The following is a 14,546-nucleotide window of genomic DNA, read 5'->3' as shown; positions in this document are numbered from 1 at the left end:
TTTGCTTAATTTTGCCACGTCCAACAAAGCCTTGGCAAAGTTGGAACTTTTACTCAAGACCTAAACAATGTCAGAAGAAACAAAATCACTCAATTTTATTGAGCATATTATAGAAGAAGACCTATCCAACGGTTTACCAAAAGAGAAACTTCGTTTCCGTTTTCCTCCAGAACCAAATGGCTATTTGCACATTGGCCACACAAAAGCTATTGGTATTAGTTTTGGTTTAGGCAAAAAATATAATGCTCCCGTAAACCTAAGGTTTGACGATACCAATCCAGCAAAAGAAGAACAGGAGTATGTAGATGCCATAAAAAAAGACATTGCTTGGTTGGGCTATGAATGGGCAAATGAACTGTATTCTTCTGACTATTTCGATAAGCTTTACAATTGGGCTGTTCAGCTTATTAAAGATGGAAAAGCATACGTAGACAGCCAGTCTTCTGAAGCTATGGCAGAACAAAAAGGGACGCCAACACAACCGGGAACTAACAGTCCTTACAGAGACAGAAGTGTAGAGGAGAACCTAGATTTATTCCAACGCATGAAAGCTGGGGAATTCAAAGCGGGTACACATGTACTGCGCGCTAAAATAGATATGGAGGACCCAAATATGTTGATGCGAGACCCAATAATGTATCGCATTTTACACGCCAAACACCATAGAACAGGTGATGACTGGTGCATTTACCCAATGTACGATTGGACGCACGGTGAAAGCGATTACATAGAACAAGTTTCACATTCACTTTGCTCTCTGGAATTTAAACCTCACCGAAAGCTTTATAACTGGTTTAGGGATCATGTTTACGAATACGCTAAGGACCAATTACCACTTCCGCCTAAACAACGCGAGTTTGCAAGATTAAATCTCAGCTACACCATAATGAGCAAGCGTAAATTGTTACGCTTAGTTGAGGAGGGTATTGTATCTGGGTGGGACGATCCACGTATGCCAACTATTTCTGGCTTAAGACGACGAGGTTATACACCGAGTTCAATACGCGAGTTTATAAAAAAAGTAGGTGTTGCCAAGCGTGAAAATGTCATTGATGTATCATTACTTGAATTCTGTATTCGTGAAGATTTAAATAAAACAGCAAATCGTGTGATGGCGGTTTTAGACCCCGTGAAAGTAGTCATTACCAATTACCCTGAGGATAAGGAAGAATGGCTTGAGGCAGAAAACAACCAAGAAGATGAATCTGCCGGTTATAGAAAAGTGCCATTTTCGCGAGAAATCTATATTGAAAAAGATGACTTTAAGGAAGAAGCTGGAAACAAGTTTTTTAGATTAAAGCTAGGTGGTGAAGTACGCTTGAAGAATGCCTATATTATCAAAGCAAATGATGTGATTAATGATGAAAATGGAGACATCATAGAAATTCACTGCACCTATGACACAGACACCTCAAAGAAAGTCAAAGGCACTTTGCACTGGGTTTCTATAAAACATGCCATAAAAGCTGAAATAAGAGAATATGATCGTTTGTTTATGCATGAAGCACCAGACAGCGACAAGGACAAGGATTTTATGGAATTTCTAAACCCGAATTCACTAGATGTGAAAACAGGCTACTTAGAACCCAGTTTGTCTGATGTTGAAGCGGGAGAACGATATCAATTTCAGCGCTTAGGCTATTTTGTGGTGGATGAAGATTCTACCAAAGATAAATTGGTATTTAATAAAACAGTTGGACTTCGTGATAGTTGGGCAAAGCAAAAACCAAAACCGCGACAAAAGCAACAACCAAAGAAACAACAACCGCAACGTCCAGCGATTAGTGTTATTCAACAATTAGGTAAAAAATACACAAATTTACCCGAGGAAAAGCAAATACGCACCAAAGCGGAAATACAAGAACTGGCTAAAAAAGTTTCTTACGAAGAACTGGAACCTTGGTTTGGTACCGCGGTAAAAAAGGCTGGGACACGCATTGCCACTATGATAACGCTAAAGGTACTTTTGAATAAAGGATTAGATCGCAACGACGCCATAAATGAATTTATAGCAAAAGCCTTGGAAGATAAAAATGAACTTTTGGTAAAGGAAGCATCAGAGGTTTAACAAAGTCTTCATAGTTGTTTTCATTATAAATTTTTATCTTAGTCTAAACTTGGAACATTATGAAAGAAACACAACAAATACTGACAGAAATAGCAACCGTTACACGAGAGATAGAGGATAACTATCCAGAATTGATGAAATATCTCAATGAAACCAGAAGTACTTTGCCGGAAGGCTCTAATGCTAGCGCAACTTTAAATAAAGAGGATTTACAGAACTATTTAAACCAACTGAAGGAATTGGTTTCAAAATATAAAAAAGAGCATTAAAACAATCGATAAGACACTTAGAAACAGCCCAGGAACTTAATATTCTTGGGTTTTTTTGTACATTTAAAATCTACTAACTAAAAAATCTTATACATTATGGAATTAAATTTTCTAGCAATCGTCGTTGCTGCTATTGTACCACTTATAATTGGTGCTATTTGGTACAATCCTAAAGTTTTAGGTACGGCATGGATGAAATCTTCTGGAATGACGGAAGAGAAAATGAAAGGAGCCAATATGGGAGTCATTTTTGGAGTTACTCTGGTCTTATCTTTTATGCTAGCGTTTACGGTGAACGGTATGGTCATTCATCAGGTTGCTGCCCAGCAATTAGCATTTACAAATCCTGATGCAGAGTCATTTAAGGCCTTTATGGAAGAGTTTGGCAATATGCATCGTAATTATGGCCATGGAGCCTTACATGGAGCCATAGGAGCAATATTTTTTGTGTTACCAGTTTTAGGAATCAATGCTCTTTTTGAAAGAAAAGGCTGGAAGTACATCCTCGTAAATGTGGGCTATTGGGTGGTAACTTTAGCAATAATGGGAGCTATTCTCTGTGGTTGGAAATAAAAAATAAGTATAAAAAACCGAAGTTTTTACTTCGGTTTTTTATGTTTATACCAAGACTATTCGTCCTCGTTTTTCTTTTTAGCATTCTTCATCGCTTCACCAATCTGGTTACTTGCCGCGAAACTCGCCACCATATCGTTTAACATATTGCTACCAGCTTGTGGTGCGTTGGGTAGTAGAATAAGATTACTATTGGTTTCTTCGCCTAAGGACTGTAGCGTATCGTAATGTTGAGTAACGACAATTAAAGCTGACGCTTCCTGTGAGTTAATACCAACTCTGTTTAAAACTTCTACGGATTCTTCCAAGCCACGTGCTATTTCACGTCTTTGGTCTGCTATACCTTGACCCTGTAAACGTTTGCTTTCTGCTTCCGCCTTTGCTTTTTCAACGATAAGAATACGAGCAGCATCACCTTCAAACTGTGCTGCAATTTTTTCGCGTTCAGAAGCATTGATGCGGTTCATGGCTTGTTTAACCTGCGCGTCAGGATCTATGTCTGTTACCAAAGTTTTAATGATATCAAAGCCGTAATCCAACATCGCATCATTAAGTTCTGCCTTTACCGCTAAGGCAATATCATCCTTTTTAACAAAAACGTCATCCAGCTTCATTTTTGGCACTTCTGCGCGTACCACATCAAATACATAAGAAGTGATTTGATCGTGAGGATAATCGAGCTTGTAAAAGGCATCATAAACTTTATCTTTAATTACTTTGTACTGTACAGACACCTTTAAACGCACAAATACATCATCCAAAGTTTTGGTTTCTATAATAACGTCTAATTGCTGAATCTTAAGGCTTAAACGTCCAGCAACACGATCAATAAGAGGAATTTTTATCCTCAAACCAGATTGCGCTATATATTGAAAACGGCCAAAGCGTTCCACAATAGCAGCAGTCTGCTGTTTTACGATAAAGAATGAAGAAATAAGGATAAGTAATCCAAAAAATATAATCGGAACTAAAATAAATTGACCCATAACAAGTTTTTTAAGGTTAGTGAATACGAGAAACTAAATGTAAGTAATATTAAATTATTTTACTTAGGTTTGCTTTAATAAGCCTTAAATCGGTATGAAAAAAACAAAACACCTCTTATTAGTAACTATTTGCCTAGCTTTTGTTACAATGAGCTACGGACAGCATAAGCGTTATGCCATAAAAAATGGTATAGGTATTCAAGGAGGAATCACACAATTTGATATCATTACCGATAATTTTAAAACCAAATCAAATACTGGTTTTTTGGGAGGTTTAACGGCTTCTGTTAACATTCCGCACAAATGGTATAATGTAAGCTACAACATTCAACTATCAGAAAACAATATTGATATACTAGGTGAAACACCTGCAACAGCTAGAGAAGAGTATATTGAATATAAAATGCTAACAGCACAATTATCGTTTTTGTTGCATGTAAAACTTATCAGCAATAATGTTACTTTAGATGTAGGTCCAATGCTGCAGTATAATGGTGAATTAGATCTTAAAGATGATTCTAAAGAAGGCTTTTTGGTTACAGGTTACGACAATCTATTTACTGAAGACATATCCGATATCTCCAAGTTTAACGTTAATGGAGCTGTAGGATTATCTGCGGGCTTTGGTAGCTTTAGATTACGCGCGCAATATGTTTATGGCTTCACTAATATTTTAGGAAAGTTGAATGATAACGACTTTAACCTAAACAACTCAGACCGTTTTGAAGGAAATCAATCCCTTTTGGTTTTTACTGCTTTAATTACGTTTTAGCAACTTTAAGTTGCCATACCAACTGTCACACTGAGCGCACGCGTGTCGCTGAAGCTTTAGCGTAAGAACAGTCGAAGTGCTGCTTAAGGATCTCATCCAGCAATTATATAGTCTTAATCAAAGCTTCTACACGCCTTACCGTTTCAGCCTTACCAATCATAAACATAATCTCAAAAACATCGGGACCTTGTAAAGCGCCAACTAATGCTAGTCGCAACGGCATCATTACTTTACCAAAACCTATATTGTTGTCGGTAATCCAACCTTTGAGTTTGGTTTGAAGGTTTTCAACCGTAAAATCTCCAGTTGCCGTCACAATTTCTATAACCTTTTGCATCAATTGAGGTGTATCTTCTTTTAGTGCCTTTTTTGACGCCTTTTCATCATAATTAGCTGGAGCTACAAAGAAAAAATGACTCAATTCCCAGAAGTCCTTAACAAATGTTGCACGTTCTTTAATAAGACCAACAACTAAAGCAATATAGTTAACATCAACACCCTCTAAAAGAATGTTTTTGGCTTGAAATTCTTTCGCTAAATCCAAATCCAACTGCTGTTGCATATAGTGATGATTAAACCATTTGGTTTTATCAGGATCAAAACGTGCACCAGCTTTATTAACACGCTCTAAATCAAAACTTTGTACAAGTTCTTCTAAGCTAAAGATTTCTTGCTCTGTTCCTGGGTTCCAACCTAAAAACGCCAAGAAATTAACTACAGCCTCTGGGAAGTAATCCTCTTCTTTATAGCCTTTAGAAACGTCTCCGGTTTTTGGGTCTTTCCATTCTAAAGGAAATACAGGAAACCCTAATTTATCACCATCGCGCTTACTCAATTTTCCTTTTCCTGTAGGTTTTAAAATCAAAGGCAAATGCGCAAATTCAGGAGCTTCCCATCCAAAGGCATTATATAATAACTGATGTAAAGCCAATGAAGGCAACCACTCCTCACCACGAATAACATGTGTGATTTCCATTAAATGATCATCTACAATATTGGCTAAGTGATAGGTTGGCATGCCATCACTTTTAAACAAAACCTTATCATCAAGTGTATTGGTGTCAATAGAGATATCACCACGAATGCTATCCTTTAAGTGTAGAGTTTCATCTTGTGGTGATTTAAAACGGACAACATAGTCTTCACCTGCATCTAATTTGGCTTGAGTTTCTTCTTTCGAAAGTACCAAAGAGTTGATCAAACGCCCTTTTTCACGATTGTGCCAATTATAGATAAAGGTTTTCCCTTCGGCTTCGTGTTGTTTTCTATGTGCATCAAGTTGTTCAGCCGTGTCAAAAGCATAGTATGCTTTATCTTCAGCAATCAATTGATCCGCATATTGCTTATATAGATGCTTACGCTCACTTTGTCTGTATGGACCAAATTTTTCGTTCTTTCCAAGGCCTTCGTCAAACGGAATGCCACACCAATTTAAAGCCTTTACAATATAATCTTCAGCGCCTTCAACATAACGGTTTTGATCTGTATCCTCGATTCTAAGAACAAAATCACCACCATGTTTTTTTGCAAATAAATAATTGAATAAAGCGGTTCTTACACCACCAATATGTAAAGGGCCTGTTGGACTTGGTGCAAATCGCACACGTACGTTTTTTGACATTTCTTTGAATACAATAAATTGTCATTCTGAACTTGTTTCAGAATCTGAAGCAAAGATAGATTTTTGAAGTTCAAAGTTCAAAGTTTCAAGTTCAAAGTTTCTTAAACCAGCAACTGAAAACCGCGACTGAAAACTATTCTAGAATCATACTTCTTGGCACACGCTTATTCATAATCTTAAACCAAAGCGGAGGTACCATAGCTAAAACCATAGAGGTAGGATAGCCAAAAGGCATCTGAGGACTCTCATCATGGCAATCTAAAACCTGGTATTTTTTTGAAGATTTATAATGATGATCACTATGTCTTGTGAGTTCATACAATACGATTCGCCCAATAACGTGGTTGGAATTCCATGAATGTATTTCCTTAACACGTTCGTAACGACCAGATTTGGTCTTTAAGCGTAGCAAACCGTAATGTTCAATATAATTCACGGTTTCAAGTAGAATAAACCCAACAATTCCCGCTAAAACAGCAAATATTAAAGCTATAGTTCCAACAGTGACTCCAATAACTATTAAATACCCAATCTGAAATAGAGTAAACCATAGCATATCGTTTTTTATAGAGAAAAAAGATCGGTTATTATTCTTCAACAGCTTCTTTTGAATGTTCCACGCATTAAAGTATTGTCGAATAGATGAGGTTAACCAAAACGAATAAACAGATTGATTGTATCTAGCCGTTGCAGGATCTTCAGGTGTTGCTGCATGCAAGTGATGGCCGAAATTATGTTCAATATAAAAATGCATGTAGAACGAGGGCAGAAGTAGAGCTTTACCAATAAAGCGTTCGCTAGTAGTTTGTCTGTGGCCGAGTTCATGACCAACATTGATACCATTAACACCGAGAACAATCCCAACGGAAATGACGAGACCTACAAATTCATAAGTTTCTAAAGGTTGACTAGAAACCAAAACCAAGGCATAAAGAACGAGTCCATATACAATAGGAAGATTCAAGTATAACAACCAATCAAAGAGCTTGTGTTTTAGTTTGCTATCCGCGTCTTCGGGCTGAAGGTTTTTGGTGTCCACGGGAAAAATCAATTCCAAAACAGGAATACATACGAAGGCAAAAATGGGAGTTGCCCAAACCCAATAACCTTTAAGGTACAATCCAATAAACGCCATTAACGGGATTGAAAATGCAGCTAAATATTTAAGGTCTTTCATGCTTTGAGTCCGTATTTAACAGTTAAAGCCCCTAAATTAACAGAATCTTACCAAATTAAAGGAATTAACAATTAAAATAAAATCGTAGATTAGTCAGTTAGAATAAGACATGAGCAATTTCGAAACCATAAAAAACAAACTACAAGAATTCATTAGAAAGTATTACACTAATGAATTACTCAAAGGCGCAATACTGTTTTTCGCTATTGGTTTGCTGTATCTTATTGTGACACTTTTTGTAGAGTATGTGCTATGGCTTAACCCGACAGCACGAACTGTTTTGTTCTGGACATTCATAGCTGTGGAGATTGGTTTGTTTATAAAATTCATCGCTATTCCGCTAGCACACCTATTTAATTTAAGAAAAGGCATTAACTTCGAAACGGCTTCAAAATTGATTGGGAGTCATTTCCCTGAGGTTAACGACAAGTTGCTCAACATACTTCAATTAAATCAAAGCCCAACACAATCGGACCTTTTGATTGCGAGTATAGAGCAGAAGTCGCAAGAATTGCAGCCTATTCCGTTTAAATCAGCTATTAATTTTAAATCTAACACCAAATACTTAAAGTATGCGGCAATTCCGATTGCCATTTTACTTTTATCATTCTTAACAGGAAAAATCAATTGGTTTAGTGATAGCTACGAGCGTGTTGTTAATTACAAAACAGCCTATGATCCACCGGCTCCTTTTCAGTTTTTTGTGTTAAATGAATCTCTTCAGGCTATTGAGGGCAAGGATTTTAAATTAAAAGTATCTACAGCAGGTGATGTTATACCAGAGAATGCACAGATTCAATTCAATGGTCAGTCCTATTATTTACAGCAATTGGCACCAGGAGAATTTCAATACACGTTTAATCTACCAAAAAACAATATTGAATTTAGCCTATCCGCTAACGATGTCACCTCCAAAACCTATGCTCTTGAAGTAGTCAATACGCCAAATCTTGTCAATTTTGAAATGGTTTTAGACTATCCGGCTTACACAAGAAAACAAGATGAAGTTTTAAAAAGTACAGGATCAGCCGTAATTCCTGAAGGCACAAAAGTAACCTGGAAGGCATTGACAAAATCCACAAGCGAAGTCAATATTTATGCTAACGATACTTTGCCCTTCAAGCAAAACGAAGAAGGAAAATTTGAAGCCACCAAACGTCTATATAGAAACTATAATTACAGTATTTCAACAAGTAACAACAACCTTAAAGATTACGAAAATTTAGCATACAGCATAAGTGTGGTTAAGGATTTAAGTCCAGAACTGAGCATAAAAGTGCAAAAGGATTCCTTAGATCAGCAAAGTTTATACTTCTACGGTCAAGCAAGTGATGATTTTGGGCTAACAAAGTTGAATTTAGTATACTATCCGATTGATAATGAAGCGAATAAGGCTGTTGAGCCTATTGCCATTTCAAAATCCAATTTTAGTGAATTTGTAAGCGCCTTTCCAAATCAGTTGAACCTAGAAGAAGGAGTAAGTTACCAATTGTATTTTGAAGTCTTTGATAATGATGCGCTACATAATTACAAGCGCACAAAAAGCAGTGTGTTTAGCTATAGAAAGCGAACCCAAGAAGAAGAAGAGCAGAAGCAACTGCAAGAACAAAACGAAACCATAAAGGATATTAGTAAGACTTTTGAAAAGTTGCAAGAACAAGATAAAAAGCTTGAAGAGTTTTCTAAAACTCAAAAAGAAAAGCAACAACTCAACTTTAACGATAAAAAGAAGTTTGAGGATTTTTTAAAGCGTCAGAAACAGCAGGAGCAGCTGATGAAAAACTTCAACAAAAAACTTCAGGATAATCTCGAAGAATTCCAAGAAGAGAAGAAGGAAGATCAGTTTAAAGAAGACTTAAAAGAGCGCCTAAAAGAAAATGAAGAGCAGCTCAAAAAAGATGAAAAGCTTTTAGAGGAGCTCGAGGAATTAAAAGACAAAATTAACAAAGAAGAATTTACACAAAAACTTGAAGAATTAGCAAAGCAGAATAAAAACAAGAAACGAAGCATGAAACAACTCTTAGAGTTGACCAAACGTTTCTATGTGATGAAAAAGGCCGAGAAAATCGCAAATCAATTGGAAGATTTGGCCAAAAAACAGGAAGAACTTTCAAACAAGGATAAAGAAAACACAAAAGACAAACAAGAAGAATTAAACAAGGAGTTTGAAAAACTGCAAGAGGATATTGAAGACCTAAAACAAGAAGACCGACGACTTCAAAAGCCAACGGATGTTAAGGTTGATGAGTTTCTGGAAGATGGTGTAAAGTTTGACCAAAAGGAAGCTAAAGAAGCGTTAGAGCAAAAGGAGCAAAACGAAGAACAAGGAAAGCCACAAGAAGCACAAGAACAGCAGCAAAAGGCAAAAGAAAATCAAAAGAAAGCCGCTAAGAAGATGAAAGAAATGAGCGAAAAGATGATGCAGAAACTCGGTGGTGGCGGAGGTGGTGGCGACCAAATGTCTGAGGATATTGACACGCTTCGTCAAATCCTAGAAAATTTGTTACTCTATTCTTTTGATCAGGAAGAACTGATGAACACCTTCGAGAGTATTGACATCAACAACAACAAATACGGTAAATACATTATTTCCCAGAGCAATCTAAGGGAACACTTTGAGCATATCGACGACAGCTTGTTCGCCTTGTCTTTGCGTCAGCCAAAGATTTCTGAGAAAGTGAATTCACAAATAACAGAAGTTTATTTCAATATCGATAAAGCGTTGGGTCAACTGACCGAGAACAGATTATATCAAGGTGTGTCCTCACAACAATATGCCATTACGGCCAGTAATGAGCTGGCGAGCTTCTTGAGTGATGTCTTGGACAACATGGAAATGTCCATGAATCCGTCACCAGGGTCAGGAGGTGAAGGAGGTCAACAGCTTCCAGATATTATTATGAGCCAAGAAGAGTTGAATAAACAAATGGAAGAAGGGGTTAAAAAGAGTGAAGAAGGCAAATCTGGTGAAGAAGGAAAAGAGGGTGAAGGAGAAAAACCAGGTGAAGGTGAAGAGGGTAAAGATGGTGAAGGAAAACAGCTAGGAGAACAAGGACAAAAAGGCCAAGAAGGAGAAAGTGGACAGAGCGGAGAAAACGGTAAGTCTGGAGAGCAGCAAGGTGAAGGCGGTGAAGGAGGTCAAAATGGAGAGAACGGCAATCAGAACGGTGAAGGCAATCAAGATGGTGAAGGAAAAGACGGAAAAGGTGGAAAGAACGGAAAAGATGGAAGAAATGGTAGTGACGGTAATGAAGGGAAAAATGATGGCTACGGTGAAGGTGGGAATGAAGAACAGAACGCAGAACTCTTTAAAATATATCAACAACAGCAACAACTCAGACAGGCTCTAGAAGATCGTATGGCTAAGGAAGGAAAAATTGAATCCGCTGGGCAATTAATAAAGCAAATGGAAGAGGTGGAACTCGATTTGTTGAATTACGGTTTCACCAATCAAACACTCCAAAAGATGATGGACTTGCAACATCAGTTGTTGAAATTAGAGAATGCTACTTTCATGCAAGGACAAGACACAAAACGTGAATCTGAAACTAATAAAAAGGAATTTGACAACGCTAATCCAAATCAAATTCCAACAGCTAAACAATACTTCAATACCACCGAAATATTAAATCGCCAAGCACTACCTTTGCAGAATCATTTTAAGAAAAAGATTCAAGAGTATTTTAAGAGCGATGATTAGTTTTAACTACGAAACGGATTTTAATTTAGATAACGAAAACCAATTTTCCGATTGGATTTCCAAGACCATTAAGGAGGAGAATTGCAAGGAAGGGGAGATTAACTATATCTTTTGCTCAGACCAATATTTACATAAAATCAATGTAGAATTTTTAAATCATGATACGTTTACGGACATTATTAGTTTCGATTACTCAGTAGGAAAAGAACTACATGGCGATGTTTATATTTCAGTGGATAGAGTAGCGGAAAATGCCAAAGAGTTCAACGTGAAATTTGAAGATGAATTATCAAGGGTAATGATTCATGGTATTCTTCATTATTGTGGTTACAAAGACAAAACAGAAGAAGACAAAAAACAGATGCGCTCCAAAGAGGACCACTACTTGTCAAAACGTTCGTAAATATCGCTATTTCAATGTATCTTTGCGCGCCTAAAAATTTATGTTTACAATTATGTTCCACGTGGAACAAAAAGAATTAAATTATGTTTAACGAAGTCTATGATGTTATAGTTGTTGGTGCTGGCCACGCAGGTAGCGAGGCTGCGGCTGCGGCTGCCAATATGGGAAATAAGACCTTGTTAATAACAATGAATCTTCAGAACATCGCTCAGATGTCTTGTAATCCTGCGATGGGAGGAATTGCGAAAGGACAAATTGTGCGTGAGATCGATGCGCTTGGGGGTTATAGCGGAATTGTTTCAGATACGTCGGCGATTCAATTTAAGATGCTCAATAAATCTAAAGGACCGGCTATGTGGAGTCCAAGGGTGCAATCTGATAGAATGCGCTTTGCTGAAGATTGGAGATTGCTGCTGGAGAACACACCGAATCTTGACTTCTATCAAGAAATGGTTTCTGGCCTCATTATAGACAAGGGTAAAATTGTTGGTGTAAAAACATCATTGGGAATTGAAGTGAAGGCGAAGACCGTTGTGTTAACCAACGGAACTTTTCTTAATGGCTTAATTCATATTGGTGATAAAAATTTTGGCGGAGGTCGAGCAGGTGAAAGAGCCGCGACAGGAATAACGGAAGAGTTGATCGAAATGGGTTTTGATTCCGGAAGAATGAAAACCGGAACACCGCCTAGAGTCGATGGACGATCGTTAGATTATTCTGTAATGATAGAGCAACCAGGAGATGAAAATCCTGAAAAGTTTTCTTACTTAGATATTACAAAACCATTGCAAGAACAACGTTCTTGTCACATGACTTATACAAGTCCGGAAGTACATGATTTATTGCGTGAAGGCTTTGATCGTTCACCAATGTTTAATGGAAGAATACAAAGTGTTGGACCAAGATATTGTCCTTCAATAGAGGATAAGATTAATCGATTTGCTGATAAGGATCGTCATCAATTGTTTGTGGAACCAGAGGGTTGGAATACGGTTGAAGTTTATGTCAATGGGTTTTCAACATCGCTACCAGAAGATGTTCAGTTCAATGCCTTAAGATCTGTAAAAGGGTTTGAAAATGTGAAGTTTTTTAGACCTGGTTATGCTATTGAATATGATTATTTTCCACCTACGCAATTAAAGCACACACTGGAAACTAAGTTAGTTGAGGGTTTGTTTTTTGCAGGTCAAATTAACGGAACGACTGGTTATGAGGAGGCAGCATCTCAAGGCTTAATGGCTGGTATAAATGCTAGTTTAAAAGTTCAGGAGAGAGATGCTTTCACACTGCAACGAGATGAAGCTTATATCGGTGTTTTGATAGATGATTTAATCACAAAGGGGACTGAAGAGCCATATCGTATGTTTACCTCTCGTGCTGAATACAGAACCTTATTACGTCAAGACAATGCAGATTTTAGATTAACTCCAAAGGGCTATGAATTAGGTTTAGCATCTGAAAAGCGATTACGCAGGATGGAAGAAAAGCAATCTAAGTCAAATGCTTTTGTGCAGTTTTTTAAAGACACAAGTGTAAAGCCAGATGAAATAAATCCTGTTTTAGAATCCAAGGATTCTGCTAAGGTGAAACAACAGGACAAAATGTTTAAGCTGTATGCGAGGCCTAATATTAGCATTGAGGATATGCGTAAGGTGGAGGCTGTGGATAATTATATTAAAGAAAATAGTCTTGATTCTGAAGTTATTGAGCAAACCGAAATTCAGGTAAAATACGCTGGATATATAGAGAAGGAAAAAAATAATGCTGATAAGTTAAACCGCCTTGAAAACGTAAAGATTCCGTCTAATTTTGATTATTCAAAGCTTAAGTCTATGAGCATGGAAGCAAGGCAAAAGTTATCAGAAATACAGCCCGTAACCATCTCACAAGCATCAAGAATTAGTGGTGTGTCACCAAATGATGTTTCGGTTTTACTGGTTTATTTGGGTCGATAACATATTGTGTTCCACGTGGAACACAACAAAACTATATACCATAATTTGTCATTCTGAACTATATTCAGAATTCAATAGAATGAATAACAAACCAACATATTTAACAGTAAAAGATCATTCAGTCTCAGGAGAAACATTCCAGTTAATATATAATGAAGAGTTAGATATGTTGGAGACATTCCCTCAGCCTAAGGCAGAAAATCTTTTAGATTATTATAAAAGCGAAGACTATATTTCCCATACGGATACCAAACGAAATTTATTAGAACGAGTTTATCACATAGTGAGAAGTATTTCACTAAAACGAAAACTTGAGCTCATTAACGTTTTTAAGTCAGAAGATAAAACACTTTTAGATATTGGCTGCGGAACGGGTGATTTTTTAGAAACCGCACAAAATGATGGTTGGCAAATCACAGGAATTGAACCTAACAAAAATGCAAGACAAATTGCAAATTCTAAAACTAATAATTCAGTTTTTGAGATAGATCACTTAGCTGATTTAGAACAAAACACTTTTGACGTTATTACGCTTTGGCACGTGTTAGAACATTTGCCAAATTTAGATATGCACGCTAAATTATTTAAGCGACTTTTAAAACCAAATGGCAGATTGGTGATAGCGGTTCCTAATTTTAAAAGTTATGATGCTAAGCACTATCAAAACTTTTGGGCAGCTTATGATGTGCCGAGACATTTATGGCACTTTTCAAAAACCTCAATTTCAAAAATGTTTCAACCACAAAACCTTAAAGTAGTAAAAATCTTACCAATGGTTTTTGACGCCTATTACGTGAGTTTGCTTTCAGAAAAATATAAATCAGGATGGATGAATCCACTTAGAGCATTTTGGATAGGAATGCAATCAAATCAAAAAGCAAAACGCTCAAAAGAGTATTCATCTCATATTTATATCTTAAAACAACAGGATACTTAAATAAAAGACAACTGTTTAATTTTAGTCCATTATAATAGCAGATTACAGGCTAAAAAACCAAAATGCGCTTAAAACGCTTTATTTT

Annotated in this window: 11 protein-coding genes; 8 read left to right on the top strand and 3 right to left on the bottom strand. The window is 36.9% G+C overall.

Annotation, left to right across the window (positions count from 1 at the left end; translation table 11 throughout):
* Positions 1–67: 67 nt before the first annotated feature.
* The 3 genes from ACQ65V_RS05095 to ACQ65V_RS05085 all read left to right on the top strand — a co-directional run bounded on the left by ACQ65V_RS05095 (position 68) and on the right by ACQ65V_RS05085 (position 2,910).
* Positions 68–2,068 (top strand): glutamine--tRNA ligase/YqeY domain fusion protein, encoded by a 2,001-nt coding sequence (locus tag ACQ65V_RS05095; RefSeq protein ID WP_430467115.1) that lies wholly within the window; start codon positions 68–70, stop codon positions 2,066–2,068.
* Positions 2,069–2,127: 59 nt separating this feature from the next.
* Positions 2,128–2,337 (top strand): hypothetical protein, encoded by a 210-nt coding sequence (locus ACQ65V_RS05090; RefSeq protein WP_273289615.1) that lies wholly within the window; start codon positions 2,128–2,130, stop codon positions 2,335–2,337.
* 96 nt (positions 2,338–2,433) lie between these two features.
* Positions 2,434–2,910, top strand: coding sequence for a DUF1761 domain-containing protein (locus ACQ65V_RS05085; RefSeq protein ID WP_430467114.1), 477 nt, complete (start codon positions 2,434–2,436; stop codon positions 2,908–2,910).
* 56 nt (positions 2,911–2,966) lie between these two features.
* On the opposite strand, the gene ACQ65V_RS05080 is transcribed toward ACQ65V_RS05085, so the two are convergent.
* Positions 2,967–3,896: an SPFH domain-containing protein gene (locus tag ACQ65V_RS05080; protein ID WP_430467113.1), complete on the bottom strand. Its 930-nt coding sequence runs from the start codon at positions 3,894–3,896 to the stop codon at positions 2,967–2,969.
* Positions 3,897–3,990: 94 nt separating this feature from the next.
* On the opposite strand from ACQ65V_RS05080, the gene ACQ65V_RS05075 reads away from it, so the two are divergent.
* Entirely contained in the window at positions 3,991–4,668 is a 678-nt protein-coding gene (locus ACQ65V_RS05075; RefSeq protein WP_430467112.1) for a hypothetical protein, read from the top strand.
* Between the two features lie 103 nt (positions 4,669–4,771).
* Here ACQ65V_RS05075 and gltX read toward each other — a convergent pair whose 3' ends face one another.
* Positions 4,772–6,289 (bottom strand): glutamate--tRNA ligase, encoded by a 1,518-nt coding sequence (gltX, locus tag ACQ65V_RS05070; RefSeq protein WP_430467111.1) that lies wholly within the window; start codon positions 6,287–6,289, stop codon positions 4,772–4,774.
* A gap of 133 nt (positions 6,290–6,422) precedes the next feature.
* The gene (locus tag ACQ65V_RS05065) at positions 6,423–7,466 is read right to left on the bottom strand and encodes an alkane 1-monooxygenase (protein WP_430467110.1); all 1,044 of its coding nucleotides are present in this window, start codon (positions 7,464–7,466) and stop codon (positions 6,423–6,425) included.
* A gap of 109 nt (positions 7,467–7,575) precedes the next feature.
* Between ACQ65V_RS05065 and ACQ65V_RS05060 the strand changes: the two genes are divergently transcribed.
* The 4 genes from ACQ65V_RS05060 (at position 7,576) to ACQ65V_RS05045 (ending at position 14,461) form a co-directional block, all read left to right on the top strand.
* Positions 7,576–11,166 (top strand): DUF4175 family protein, encoded by a 3,591-nt coding sequence (locus ACQ65V_RS05060; protein WP_430467109.1) that lies wholly within the window; start codon positions 7,576–7,578, stop codon positions 11,164–11,166.
* Positions 11,159–11,569, top strand: a complete 411-nt coding sequence (gene ybeY / locus ACQ65V_RS05055; protein ID WP_430467108.1) for an rRNA maturation RNase YbeY — start codon at positions 11,159–11,161, stop codon at positions 11,567–11,569. Before ACQ65V_RS05060 ends, ybeY begins: the two co-directional genes overlap by 8 nt.
* Before the next feature lie 83 nt (positions 11,570–11,652).
* A complete protein-coding gene (mnmG, locus tag ACQ65V_RS05050; RefSeq protein ID WP_430467107.1) occupies positions 11,653–13,524 on the top strand; it encodes a tRNA uridine-5-carboxymethylaminomethyl(34) synthesis enzyme MnmG in 1,872 nt (623 codons plus the stop codon).
* Between the two features lie 79 nt (positions 13,525–13,603).
* Entirely contained in the window at positions 13,604–14,461 is an 858-nt protein-coding gene (locus ACQ65V_RS05045) for a class I SAM-dependent methyltransferase (RefSeq protein WP_430467106.1), read from the top strand.
* The last annotated feature ends 85 nt before the right edge of the window (positions 14,462–14,546 follow it).

It is taken from the genome of Winogradskyella ouciana, from assembly GCF_965284585.1.
Classification (GTDB): Bacteria; Bacteroidota; Bacteroidia; order Flavobacteriales; family Flavobacteriaceae; genus Winogradskyella; species Winogradskyella ouciana.
The sequence above is the reverse complement of the archived record's forward strand: the minus strand, read 5'-3'. Positions and strand labels throughout refer to the sequence as shown.